This window comes from Paenibacillus ginsengarvi (assembly GCF_003626695.1).
GTDB classification, from domain to species: domain Bacteria; phylum Bacillota; class Bacilli; order Paenibacillales; family NBRC-103111; genus Paenibacillus_AB; species Paenibacillus_AB ginsengarvi.
The window spans coordinates 252878-265164 of record NZ_RBAH01000008.1 but is presented as its reverse complement, the minus strand read 5'-3'; the positions used below and the strand labels follow the sequence as shown (position 1 = coordinate 265164).

At 46.1% G+C, this 12287-nt stretch carries 13 protein-coding genes; 4 read left to right on the top strand and 9 right to left on the bottom strand.

The window, feature by feature from the left end; translation table 11 throughout:
* The first annotated feature begins 468 nt into the window (after positions 1 to 468).
* Positions 469 to 1026 (top strand): DUF420 domain-containing protein, encoded by a 558-nt coding sequence (locus tag D7M11_RS13740; RefSeq protein WP_120747793.1) that lies wholly within the window; start codon positions 469 to 471, stop codon positions 1024 to 1026.
* Between the two features lie 674 nt (positions 1027 to 1700).
* Here the strand turns inward: D7M11_RS13740 and D7M11_RS13735 are convergent.
* The 3 genes from D7M11_RS13735 to D7M11_RS13725 all read right to left on the bottom strand — a co-directional run bounded on the left by D7M11_RS13735 (position 1701) and on the right by D7M11_RS13725 (position 4664).
* Entirely contained in the window at positions 1701 to 2192 is a 492-nt protein-coding gene (locus D7M11_RS13735; protein WP_120747792.1) for a hypothetical protein, read from the bottom strand.
* 633 nt (positions 2193 to 2825) lie between these two features.
* The gene (locus tag D7M11_RS13730; protein ID WP_120747791.1) at positions 2826 to 3824 is read right to left on the bottom strand and encodes a hypothetical protein; all 999 of its coding nucleotides are present in this window, start codon (positions 3822 to 3824) and stop codon (positions 2826 to 2828) included.
* Positions 3825 to 3869: 45 nt separating this feature from the next.
* A complete protein-coding gene (locus D7M11_RS13725) occupies positions 3870 to 4664 on the bottom strand; it encodes an RNA polymerase sigma factor (RefSeq protein WP_120747790.1) in 795 nt (264 codons plus the stop codon).
* A 562-nt stretch (positions 4665 to 5226) separates the two neighbouring features.
* On the opposite strand from D7M11_RS13725, the gene D7M11_RS13720 reads away from it, so the two are divergent.
* Complete coding sequence (locus tag D7M11_RS13720) at positions 5227 to 6771, top strand: copper amine oxidase N-terminal domain-containing protein (RefSeq protein ID WP_120747789.1); 1545 nt, start codon at positions 5227 to 5229, stop codon at positions 6769 to 6771.
* 103 nt (positions 6772 to 6874) lie between these two features.
* Here the strand turns inward: D7M11_RS13720 and D7M11_RS13715 are convergent, their stop codons facing one another.
* The gene (locus D7M11_RS13715) at positions 6875 to 7807 is read right to left on the bottom strand and encodes a metallophosphoesterase family protein (RefSeq protein WP_120747788.1); all 933 of its coding nucleotides are present in this window, start codon (positions 7805 to 7807) and stop codon (positions 6875 to 6877) included.
* Positions 7808 to 8213: 406 nt separating this feature from the next.
* On the opposite strand from D7M11_RS13715, the gene D7M11_RS13710 reads away from it, so the two are divergent.
* Positions 8214 to 9302, top strand: coding sequence for a DNA alkylation repair protein (locus tag D7M11_RS13710; RefSeq protein WP_120747787.1), 1089 nt, complete (start codon positions 8214 to 8216; stop codon positions 9300 to 9302).
* 15 nt (positions 9303 to 9317) lie between these two features.
* Here D7M11_RS13710 and D7M11_RS13705 read toward each other — a convergent pair whose 3' ends face one another.
* Positions 9318 to 9557 (bottom strand): hypothetical protein, encoded by a 240-nt coding sequence (locus D7M11_RS13705; RefSeq protein WP_120747786.1) that lies wholly within the window; start codon positions 9555 to 9557, stop codon positions 9318 to 9320.
* Between the two features lie 28 nt (positions 9558 to 9585).
* Between D7M11_RS13705 and D7M11_RS13700 the strand changes: the two genes are divergently transcribed.
* Positions 9586 to 9693, top strand: a complete 108-nt coding sequence (locus D7M11_RS13700) for an AraC family transcriptional regulator (protein WP_120747785.1) — start codon at positions 9586 to 9588, stop codon at positions 9691 to 9693.
* Between the two features lie 10 nt (positions 9694 to 9703).
* Here the strand turns inward: D7M11_RS13700 and D7M11_RS13695 are convergent, their stop codons facing one another.
* Genes D7M11_RS13695 through D7M11_RS13680 form a run of 4 tightly spaced genes read right to left on the bottom strand, consistent with a single transcriptional unit; the run spans position 9704 to position 12180 of the window.
* Positions 9704 to 10489, bottom strand: coding sequence for an ABC transporter permease subunit (locus tag D7M11_RS13695; RefSeq protein ID WP_120747784.1), 786 nt, complete (start codon positions 10487 to 10489; stop codon positions 9704 to 9706).
* 1 nt (position 10490) lies between these two features.
* A complete protein-coding gene (locus D7M11_RS13690) occupies positions 10491 to 11390 on the bottom strand; it encodes an ABC transporter ATP-binding protein (protein ID WP_120747783.1) in 900 nt (299 codons plus the stop codon).
* 2 nt (positions 11391 to 11392) lie between these two features.
* A complete protein-coding gene (locus tag D7M11_RS13685) occupies positions 11393 to 11614 on the bottom strand; it encodes a PLD nuclease N-terminal domain-containing protein (protein WP_120747782.1) in 222 nt (73 codons plus the stop codon).
* A 14-nt stretch (positions 11615 to 11628) separates the two neighbouring features.
* Positions 11629 to 12180 carry a helix-turn-helix domain-containing protein gene (locus D7M11_RS13680; RefSeq protein WP_120747781.1) on the bottom strand — a complete coding sequence of 184 codons (552 nt, stop codon included), beginning with the start codon at positions 12178 to 12180 and terminating at the stop codon, positions 11629 to 11631.
* Positions 12181 to 12287 lie beyond the last annotated feature (107 nt).

Here is a 12287-nt window from a genome sequence, read left to right as displayed (position 1 = left end):
GACGTATTCAGAAAGAAGCTGGATAATGTTCTTGTCAACAACCGACACGACAACTGGGGACGAGACATGGGTTTTATCCGGCTTACAGACATATGTATAAAATACGAATTTTGTGCATATGTCTATAAAGAAAAGCGAAAACCAATAATTGTCCGACTGTATTTCCGCTTACTGTCAGGACAGCCGCTCCTTTCTTGACGCTCCGTCAGCGAGTTGCCGTTTAACGTCATCGCAACCGGTATATCTGCATTGCCGCTGTCGTAGATGGGCAATTAGTTACAATAATACAATAGAGGTCCTGCATGAAGTAAACTCCTCCACTATGTATCGGTTATTTTATTACCTTTTGCAGACTATAAATCGTCGATAAGATTTCGCTATTTTGACATCAAAGTCTGATTGCTGTTCGACAAAACTCGCTTATAATGAAGCCATTACTAAATGGTAGGAAAGGAGATCTTGGTTTATATGAGCAAAATCCACCATGCACAGCGGCAAGCTAGCAACAAAAATTATACGGCTGCCATCGTCACCATCTCATTGGTCGCAAATATCGTTATTTTACTCTTGTTCTTTTCACCGATTGGCTACAACGGAGAGATCGATTTCGACCTTACCATCTTCCCAAGAATCAATGGGGTTTTGAACAGCTTCACCTTCATCTTCCTGCTAGCCGCATTGATCGCGATCATACGGAAGAACGTAAAGCTTCACAAAGGGTTCATTCTCACTGCCTTCTCTTCTACACTGTTTTTCCTTGTCTCTTACTTAACGTTCCATTACATGTCTTCGGAGACGGCGAGTTTCGGTGGTGAAGGCATTATCCGGCCGATTTATTTCTTCATTCTGATCTCTCACAGCATTCTGGCGGCCATCATTGTGCCGCTAGCCTTGTTTACTCTCGTGTGGGGATGGACCAACCAGTTGCATAAACATCGTAGAATCGCCCGTTGGACGATGCCGATCTGGCTTTATGTCAGCTTAACCGGGGTTGTCGTGTTCCTAATGATGGAACCGTATTATTAAGGGGGATCGAGAACTGAAATAGAAGGCAACTCCGCACCGGGGTGCTATTTACCATTCTTCTTTGGTATTGATTTGTAATCATTTTAATGGAATGCAAAACTTGAGATATGTCTAAATTTATCAGAAATGAAAAGGAGCTTATTTAGTGATCCGTTAGCCCAACTCTTTGAGTTATTCTAAATCGAGGCACACTCCGCTATCCTCCCATTAAGTGAACAAAGGCAGCCGATCATCCGGCCGGCTGCCGATGTGTTACCTTTTATTCAGTTAGTTACTTCAATAGGCCGCCGATCACCGGCAGCCTGCTGAATCACCTCTTTGTGCTCTCGACTCCGTCAATGATAACTTCTGTAAAAACAGCTGGATACCTAAATACTCCTCTACGTTTACCAAGATATTTCAGCAAAAAAACAAGGGTCGGATCTTAAATACTTTCGCTATTCAGCTTCCACCAGCTCATGGTCATACCAGAGAGCAGCTTGCTGGGTAGTGAGATTGCTGATATTATTCATTTCTTTCCCGACCATGTACAGCTGTTTATCGCTGGAGAGGTATAGCTGATTCGTGGGACCGTATCTGCTGTCTACAGTTATAGGGTCGGCTATTACTTTGTGAGTTTCAGCTCAGGATTCACTACGTAGAGACAAGGTTGGCCGGCTACCGTTCATATATTGCTATGACTCTCTTACGAGTTCTTCTAACTTTGATGAAAAAATATCCCAGTTTGTATCGATAATTCCACTCTTAAATGACCACCCTTTAGAACGCAGCTTCTCGCCTAAAGAGATATAGTCGGCACGTTGCCTATCGTCTAGAGTAATATCTAGAGCTAAAGTTCCGTCACCAACCACGAACTTTTTCATGTAATCGTGCAATTTCCAAAAAACCGTTTGCTTATCGTTATCTCTTTCCATTCCCAAGCGCATTATGATTGAATCCATAGTATCATCTATCTTCTGGACAACCAGAGTTTCATTTTTCCAATTATGATCTTGTTGATCGTGTATCGTTGCTTCAAGCTGAGCTAGATCTCGGTAAATGTATCCATTCAATAACTCATCTCTTATTTCTTGTTTTCTGTTATCACGTTTTTGATTTAAAAATAAGTAACAATTCCCTAATAACGATACTACAAGAATTACTTTGATCCAGTCTAATTTCCTCATACTCCCTCCAATCAGCGACAAGTAATACAAAAATGTCGTGCATAAAAATTATAAAAAAGTTTATCGCTGCACAATAGCTTAACGAGGCAGCCGACCTGCAAGGGTACCCCCGCGGCTTTTCTCATGCGCGCACCATTTCAAACGTCAGGTAGCAGAACCCCCCGTTTCGTTCGGCTAATCGACTGTACGGAACCCTCGAAGATGGTCTCTCGCCCCTGTGTCGGCGAATTCCAGTAGGAACAATCATTCGTCAAGCAAATAGCGACCCCTTCGTCTACGAAACTTTACTTTCATTGTAAAGTTTGTTTCCTCGTCCACCCCGGGATGCAACCACCCGTCCCCGTTCTCGGAGTATCCTTCACCACGCCCTATACTCATCTCAATCTCCCCTCTCTTGAATTCCATTTTGAACCAAGGGGGAGATTTTGACAAATGCCGAAATGAGTCATTTTTCCTATAACATTCCTATGAACTTGCTAGGGCGGTTATGATCTCCGTTGTTGTTACTCCAATAAACATCAAGAAGAGCTGTCCTTGCGGCAGCTCCACGCTATCGTACCTGTTAGCGCAACTAAGACTGCCTGTATGGTAGCCTCACATAACTTATCGCTTCTCGCTTATGATGAACTTCACTTATTCAGCCAGTTCATCCAGTAACAACAGCATCTGTTCAAGCAATACAACGCCTTGCTCCTCTTCAAATCGAGTTTCCGTCAACAGCCTGATTGCGGCCGCAGCTTCTTCCGCGTCGTTCGGATCGCCACCTTTTGGGAACGGGAACCGTTTTACAAACTCAGCAAAGTTATCAGCAACTTTGTCGTAATGGACAGCCGCTTGTCCTGCAAGCGACCCTAGCTGTTTATCCGCGCCCGATTCACCTTGCAGCTCTGCGGATACCCTTTTCATAAATTCCGCTGCAAACAAACGTTGATCATAATGCATAACCCCATGGAGCGAATTGCCGAAAACTTCGACGTTGCGATGTCCAAATGCCTCGATCCATGCATCATAGCCAGCCAACCCGTTGCGGTAATTCGAATCTTCTCGCTTGTACCCTTGTTCGCGTGCGTGCCGGACGGCCAGTTTAAGCGCGCCGCGCAGCATGGTCCGCTTGTCGACCGCCATCGTTTCGGTCACGGCAATCACGTACAGCTCAGGTGCTTGGCCGCGACCCAGCATTTCATAAGGCAGTTCGCCGTCTTTAGTGACGTGACGGCAGCGAAGCGTGCGGGTTTCGTCGTTATACCCATAAATGACACCGAAGTCAGGTACAAACAGATCCCATGCCATTACAGGAATGCCGCGATCCAGACTCCACTGGATCAACTCGAGCGCACGTTCCAGCTCCTCCGGCGACGGTGGCATTGATGTCGGGCCTCCCTCATATCGGGTACTGACGCCCAGATTCTCAAACTGCTCTTTATGATGAAGCGGCCATTCGAATGCGGAATATCCGGCGACGTTAACCCGCTCGCGGTCGATAATAATCCGGAACGCGTTCGCAGTATAGCCAGCGACTTCGACAAGCGAAAGATGTTTGAGAGCCGTATGTTGCAAAATAGAATACATCGAGCCGGTGTCAGTGATATTCGTATGCGAAAAATTACGCGTGTAATCGGGGCGGTTCCCCATTTGCTAACACTCCCTTGTTATGTGGTTATGGACTCCCGAGTCATGTTACTTTGCGGGATACCATAGGATCGGAGGGGCGAGAAGCTTGGCTTTGGGCTTTCCGGCGTCTCTCCGGTGCTGTACGTACATGCCGATGTGAATACGGAGCCGTTCACGCTGCACCTTGCTGCGGGCGCGTGATATGCTGTTATAGACGTTCGCGACTGACGTATCGAGTAGGAGGGCGATTTCCTGTGGTGTAACATGCCTGAAAAAGTGCGCTTCGAAAATTTGCCTTTCTCGTGCGCTCAAGCAAGCCAGCATTTGCCGGATTCCTTCTACCATCTCTTTGCGCATAAGAGCGGCAGCCGGATCCTGGGATTGCCGGGCGATTTCTTCAGAGTGGCGGCTCAGGTGAAAAAGTACCCTGTCAATATCACTCCAATCCGATGACCCGCCTATCGAAGCTCCTGCTCCAATCTCGAGCCCGGAAAATGGTCGCTCCTTCGCAAACGGTCCCCCGCGTCGCAGCTTCATGTACGCTTGATTGCGCACGATCTGCAGCAGCCAAGGCGTAAACCTGCTGTTTTCCACCAATTTACCGACATGAAGAAACGCGCGAACAAGTGCTTCCTGTACGACGTCCTCTGCCATGTGGTGGTCATGCATCAGCGAGTGCGCCCAACCGTACATGTTCGAGCGGCTTCGCCGAACGAGCTCCCCGAATGCCTGGCGGTCACCTTCACGGGCGATGGCCGTAAGACTTTCCTCCGACATTAACTCCAGCTCGCTTGCGCAATCGCAAGTTCCATATGATGAGACGTCGTTCTTGCGTTCGATTCGCACATCGTTTGCCTGCACTTGCCCAAACTCCCCTTTCGCCTCTATCTAATTAATGCCGGTCGTCAGGTTAATCTATCGTGTGAATTAAAAAAGTTTTTCTCTTTTTTTCAACATTCATGTTCAACATGGATCAATCGTACAATACGTCTGATTTCTTGTTTTACGTACTAAGTATTTTCATTCTGCAAAAGCTCAATTTATCATTCCGTATTAAGTATAATTCCCTCTCCCCACAGGAGAATTATATCATCTGCGTAAAACTCCCGTTACTTCAATCAACCTCAAAAAGGAGCTGTCCGTTTGGCAGCTCCCACTATCGTCTCCGTTAGTCCCAACAACTAAATAATCCCGAATTAAGTCAAGAAGCAGATGCAACCCAATCAAAGTTAGCGCAACGACGGCAGCCGAACATCTTCCTATTTCTTTATGATAATAAGCAGCAAAAATGCGATTTAGCGGTAGTTCGATAATGTATTAATAACCTCGACTGACGTTCCCGTTTGTACATACAGCGCAACATAATCTCATTTATTACGTTTATATTTTATGAAATATTTTTCATCTATGTAAGGAGTGGGAAATGTTGAAAAAAGCATCTACTGCAAAGCTGTTTCTGGCTGCTTCGCTTGCTTTCGGCACGATCTTATCCGTTCTGCCGGTTCCTGCACAGGCGGAAGATGTGGCCGAAACTAAAATCGACAGCGCAACACAAGCTATCAGCCGAGCCAAAGCACTAAATCTCATCCCCGAAGGCACCAGGGCAACCGCCAAGCTTAGCGGTGAAAAGTGGGACGTAACGTTCGAAACGGATGAGAAGGACGAAGGCGGCAGCCCGCTGCATGTGGGGCAGATTATCTTTCATGCGAAAAACGGGAAAGTGGCAAAATATCACGAAAGATTAAGATCTGATTTCAGGGGGAAACCAGGCGAAAATCCATTTGACGAAAGTAAGATGAAGTTTTCAACCGCAGAAGTACAAGACATCGCACTTGAATTAATCAATCAGAGAAACTGGAAGCTTGACGTAAGCTGGATGTTCAATCCCTATCCCATTGCTTACGAAAACGATAGGAGATTCGAAATCGCGCGGCTGCACGGCGTCCATTTCGATGGTTCTCATGACGGGATCCGTGACGGATCCAATAGGGTAGGCGTTACCGTTGACCGCTGGACAGGGGAAGTTGATTCTTATTACATCGATTGGGAGGAAGGAACTTATATCCCAGAAAAAGTGAGTGAAGCGGATTTAATCGGGATAGATGCAGCGGGGAAACTATTGTTCGATGCCATCGAACCATTCCTTAAGTGGCAGGCTATTAAGGACCCCGAGCAGCCGAAGCTCGTGTATGCACTTCACGAAAAATATGTTATAACGTATGACGGTAAGTTCCCAGTTGAATATCAATGGGAGAACCCTCCATTCACTGAAGAAATTAAACCGTCCTACTCCAGAGAGCTAGTAAAAAAACGTCTGCTTTCCATGTACGATCTCAATTTGGAATATATAGACGGAAAACTCGCTTACAAGCTAAGGCTGAAACCGGAAATTACTTCCTTCAGGAGTGGACTGCACCCTGTAATCGATGCGCATACTGGCGAATGGTTGGATTTTCTGAATCAACCTCTCACTAAGACATTCTCTCCAGCAGGCGAATGGTTAATTTACACAGCGCCGGACAGCGAAATAGAGTATGCTGCCGCGATTCTCTGGGATAACGAACTGCTGCAGCTTGAGAATGAGCCTTTCATCAAGAACAGCTATACACTTGTTCCGTTCCGCGAATTGATGACAAAACTGGGGGCCAAGATTAACTGGGATCCTGTCGCTAGGAAAGTAACTGCCAGCAAAGATGGCACGACCATTGAGCTGACGATCGATTCTAATACCACCTCTATCAACGGTAAAGAGCAAACACTGGAGGCTCCCGCCATCATTAAGGACGGACGAACCTATATTCCGGTGCGGCTCGTACTTGAGACGTTTAACGTACATGTAGGCTGGAGTAATGAATCCCGACTTGTGCTCGTTTCAAGCGATGGCAATCCGCTTGTTCTGTCGCCTGAAGAGAAGAAGAAGTACCGCTTTCAGGCGCAACTCAACTGGGAAAATAAGATGCATAAGTAGAAGAAATGGAGCAGTTCAAGGCATCTGCTCCTTTTTTCATTGGGGTATCAAGCATCAAATAGGTATATACACTAACTCCCAATAGTCACTGGAAACAGCGTAATTAAAGCGGTACACTTGCAGATTTTTGCAGCTTCTCGCAGTAATGAATAAAATCAAGCCTTTTATCAAACTCGGACAGCCATGCATCGGTCACAAAGTTTATTTCATCCTTACTCATATCTAATATCCCAAAGCTCCCCGGCTTAACTAGACCTAATTCATCCGCTCGATGGTAAATGATTAGATTGAGTCCCATATACGTTGTTTCGCCAAAAACCATCGGACCGATCATATGATGATAATGTCCGCCTATCATATATTTGGGCTTTAGGGTCTCGATCAGAGTCAATAGCATTTTGGATCCCCCCTTCTGACCCTGCTGATTGGTAAGCGCACCATACGGAGCATCATGTGTAACCAAAATATCAATTTCACCAGGCGGGTAGTTTAATAGGTTCAAATAGGCATCTTCATTAATCGACCGTGGATCCTCTTTGTCGGGAGTCTGCACACCGCCTAAGCATGCGATTTTTTTCCCCTCTTTCTCCAATACCGTTCCGTCTTTTACATAGTGAAACAGATCAAACGGGTCAATGCTGATCGTATTTTGTTCACTTTCCGAGCATAAACGATTCAGCCAATTGAAATCCTCATGATTCCCTCTGATAAAATATATGGGTTCTACGAAATATTTTCGAATATCGTGCAGTCGGTTGGCTAGAGGTTCCTTTGCTTTTACATGCCGGCTGAAATCGAATTGTGAAGGGTCCAGGTCATATCCCCTTTTCTCTTTCAGTTCATCACTAGGTTCGGGATACGCTCCGAAATCACCTACTTGAATGATCAAATCTAATTTTTCTTTATAGCGAATTTGCCACTCAGCCATCACGGCTAAACTATGAAATACCCTGCCATGCAAGTCTCCTACAAAGCCTATTTTCACCCTATCACCCTTATGTTTATTATTTTTCGCTCCCTCGAGATAAGGAATCATGACTTTAAGCAGAGAGCTATCCAATTCTCCGTTATAATTTTTGAGAAAATCAGATCACTCCCGCCTCATTCATATATGCTGCAAGTTCGACAAGATGCCTGATATCGATCCCGTGCTAATATTTAATTATAACAATACCAGCAATTTTGTGGAAAAAAAAGCAAATAACAGTTGCGTGTTAGGATCATGATGGTTGCGATGGCATCAGTGAATATGAAGTTTGATGGAGGAAATCGGTTCTGGATTTCGAATTTCCTAACACCCCCATTTTAAACAATCAAATTACGGTTATCTAAAGTGGCGGATCGAAAAAGTGTTGCTCAGCACCGAGCACATGTTATACTCAAAAGAAGGGAACGTACGTTCTTTACACCTAAAATTCGAGGAAGGATCGTGTATACCCAACATGGCGGAGCTATTGAAAGAGATTTACAACGAGGCGTTTTTCGAGCAATTGACAGGCAAACTGAAGACGGAGTATCCGCATTTTCCCGAGCGGGCGTTTCTGGAGCTCGTTTATGCGGATGACTGGGAGGCGCTGGCGCTTAAGCAGCGAATGAGGCGGATTACCGAATCGCTGCGCTCAGCGCTTCCGGCTGATTATCGGGAGGCGCTGAGCATTTTGAAACGCACCGCCGTCGATAGCCGCGGACTCCCTTACATGCTGTACCCGGATTTTGTGGAACGGTATGGCCTGGAGGATCCCGAAGCTTCGATCGAAGCGCTGGCCTTGTTCACCCGTTATTCCAGCTCGGAATTCGCCGTCCGGCCGTTTATCGTCCGCTACCCCTCTCTTATGCTGGAGCAGCTCAAGGTGTGGGCCGCAAACCCGGACGAGCACGTCCGCCGACTGGCGAGCGAAGGCAGCCGTCCGCGCCTGCCTTGGGCGATGGCGCTTGGCGAGTTCAAGCGAGACCCTCGGCCCATACTGGAATTGCTGGAGCTGCTGAAGGAAGACGAGTCGGAGTATGTGCGGAGAAGCGTAGCCAATAACTTAAACGATATCGCCAAGGATCACCCTGATCTCGTACTGGACACGGCCCGTAAATGGTACGGACAGCATCCGCATACCGACTGGATCGTCCGGCACGGCTGCAGAGGGCTGCTCAAACGATGCGATCCGGAGGCGCTTCGCTTCTTCGGATTTGTACCGGCAGAGGCGATCGAGGTTCGCGGCCTGACGGTCGCTCCGGAAGCGGTCCGGATCGGCGCCTCCGCGCTCATGGGCTTTACGCTCGTTAACCATGGCGAAGAGTCTGCGCGGCTTCGCATCGAATACGGGATCGATTTCGTCAAGGCAAACGGCCGCAGCTCCCGCAAGCTGTTCAAGCTGTCGGAGAAAACGTACGCTCCCGGAGCGTGCGCCGTTTCTTTTTCTCATAGCTTCATGCAATTGACGACTCGTAAACATTATCCTGGCGAACACGGTCTGGCCGTTATCGTTAACGGAAGCGAAAAAGCTCTTGTGCCGTTTTGCCTGCACGAAGAGCTTTAATGCTACTTTGCACTTCTAGTAGCCGAGCACGGTAATATAAAAGCCAGCGTCGACCAGCGTATCGCTCGTATTGGCAATCCGCACCCGGATACTGTTCGTGGCGGACGATACTACCGAATAGACGAGTGCGGCGCCGCCCCTCGCTGTTACTTGCGGCACAACGCAGTCCGCCGAGCTGAGCGATTCGAGGAGGACGATGTCAACCAAACCAGTACCGGCTCTCGTCGCGGAGGCGATCCCCTTCCCCGCCTTCAAGATTGCACCGGCGGCATCCAGATAGACGTTGAAAGAAATCGCCGCACTGCTAGGCTACAAGGATGTCTTTTACTTCTCGCGGCTGTTCAAAAAATTCGTAGGCATCGCGCCGAATATTTTCCGGAATATGAAATAACCGAGACAATTTACATAGAAGGCAGCTCTTTACGAGATAAATAGGATTTAGATATATACAGAAACGATACGATGAGTATACATGTTATCGCCATGGTCGGCAGTAAATGCGGCAAGGCATTTCCGGATGTTATGATTTGGGCCGCATGATTCGTTAAATGCGCGGGATTGAAAATTTGGAAACCAAAGCCAAAAGCGGTTACAGCTTTCATAACTAGCAGTACAACTATCGATATCACGGCAACTGCCGAGGATTTAGACAATAAAGCCCCCAGCGTTAGCAGCAGCGTAAGCATAAATAGGCACCATACATAATAAATAACAAGCGCTGCTGCTACTCTTGCTAAAGGCACCGGACTATACAAATAAGAAGTGTAACATAAAGCCATAAACATCCCGGAAACAATGGCCACACCGATAATTGCCGATTGCCCGATCCACTTGCTTAGTACATATTCGCCTAGTGACGTATTGCGTGTCAAAATAAACGTCAGCATCCCGTTAAGTTTATCGGATACAATGATACCCATCATCCCGATTGCAAGGATTATTAAACCCAATTGGTCGAATTGACTCGTCAACGTAGAAGCCAAAACCTCTTCTGGGGTAAACTCGGGTAAAGAAATATTCATACCTTCGGGGAAACCGCCTGCCATCTGTAATATTTGAGGAAGATAGTAGGAGGACAGAGGCTGTAAGATCCCCAAAAACATGAATGCCACAGGAAGCCACAGCAACTTGTAACTTCTTCTTGCTTCAAGCCACTCTTTCTTTAATAGAACAGGCAAATTGGTCATGTTACTTCACCATCCTAAGGAAGATGTCTTCTAGACTCTCCTGCACTAGTTCGAATTTTTGAACGGGCAGTCGCATCTGGTTTATTTGGTCTAACAGCCAGTCTCTTCCCTGATCAATGTTTGTAACACGGATTTTTGCGGCAGTACCCGATTGATCAATGGATTCAACGATAGGATTATTGGCCAGCAGCGGCACCCATTCTTTGACTCGAGGCGCCTGAATAATGAAAACAGGCTGTTGATGATGAACCGTCACTTGAGCAATAGAATCGTTAACAAGCAACTTGCCTTGATTTAATATAAGAATGTTGTCGCAAAGTTCTTCCGCATCGTGGAGAATATGCGTGGAAAATAATATGGTCGTTTCTAGTTTGATTACTTTAAGCAGTTCCATCATGTTTCGTCGACCTAGCGGGTCCATGGCGGAGACGGGTTCATCCATAATAAGCAGCTTAGGCCTATGAATAAGAGCCTGGGCTATACCTAGTCTTTGCTTCATCCCTCCCGAATACGTTCCGATCTGCTTATCCTTCTCTCTACTTAATCCAACCAGGTCCAACAACTCGTCCATTCTTTGTTCTAAATGTTTCTTATCGATTCCCGAGAGTTCGCCCATATATTCGAGCAGTTCCTTTCCCGTCATCCACGAATAAAAAGTCGGATGCTGGGGCAAGTAACCGATATGCTGACGCATTCGATCATGTCGCTCTCCCTGAAACAAAATTTGCCCCCCTGTAGGTTTGGTAATGTCTAAAAGCATTTTTATGATTGTAGTTTTGCCGGCTCCATTAGGACCAAGCAGAGCGACACATTCTCCGTCTTCAATTCGAAAGCTGACGTCACTAATGACTTCGCGGTCTCCGTAACTTTTTTTCAGATGATTCACCTGGATGATGGCCATGTTCAGCGCCCTCTTTTCCCTATATTAAAATACAAAATGGGACCAAAAAAACTGACTAAAACAATGATCGAAGCCCATATCCATTTGTGATCTGCAGTAAGGTCTCGCTTCAATAAATCCCATAGAGCGACTGCCACTAAAAGTAAATACAATACGAGAAGCGGAATAAGAAGAGGCAGCCAATCGCCAAGTGCTCCTATGTCCGTGTTAATACCATAATGCATCGGGATTCTCCTCCTTATTCTTCTGATTTTTCTTTTGATTTCTGGGGAATAAACATGCCTGCAAAAATACGGGCAGTGCGCTCGGGTGTCGGTTCGTTATTGATCGCTTTTTCCATATATTTATTAATAGAGTCGATGAGTTCCTGAAATTCATCATTTGTCAGATGCATAGGCGCAAACCAATAACCGAACCCATTTTCCTTGTATTGATTGGGCGGATTTTGCGTGATATAAGAAGTCGCAAGTTGAAGCAAATTAGCATGGTATGCTGAAAAATGCCGCAAATGATCCTCTTGCGAGGTTACTTCGGTTTCCTCTTCGGAAATTTGGATATGATCCTTCTTTACCGAAAATACCCGTTCTTCCGTTCCTTTCACTTTGTGTGTATCGACTACTTCGATCATATCCGCATCGATCAAAAGATTAATGTGACGATACAGCGTTGCTTGAGGAACATCGCCAAGCTCTTCCAAGAGCTGTGCGGTTGTCAACGGTTTGCCCAGCAATAATTGTTGTATAATCCGCATTCGTATCGGATGAAGCAGCAGATCCGCTTTTTTAGACATTTTTAAAACCTCCAATCATTATCATTTTATATAATGATAATAAAGTAAAGCTGTTTAAATTTCAACTGTTTTACACAGTTTATACGGCAAAGAAATAGGATCTTGCC